Raw genomic sequence first — 228 nt, forward strand, 5'->3', positions numbered from 1 at the left:
ACCTCGAACGGGGGCGTGATGCTTCTGGCGATGGCCGAGCGGCGTCTCGGCTTGGCCGACAATCTGGCCCGGGTGTTCCCGGATCGGCGCGATCCGACGCGGGTCGTGCACAGCCTTGTCGATATGTTCCGCGCGCGCATGTTCGCGATCTGCTGCGGCTACGAGGACGCCGACGACCTCGATCATCTGCGGTCCGATCCCGCATTCAAGCTGGCCTGCGGACGGCTG

1 protein-coding gene is annotated in these 228 nt (G+C 67.1%); it reads left to right on the forward strand.

The genetic code is table 11. From position 1 onward, the window contains the following. The coding region (locus tag QJT78_RS52650) for a transposase (protein WP_281461000.1) at nt 1–228 on the forward strand (228 nt) is incomplete at both ends.

The sequence above is a fragment of the Bradyrhizobium sp. Mp27 genome (genome assembly GCF_029953005.1).
In the GTDB taxonomy this organism is placed as follows: domain Bacteria; phylum Pseudomonadota; class Alphaproteobacteria; order Rhizobiales; family Xanthobacteraceae; genus Bradyrhizobium; species Bradyrhizobium barranii.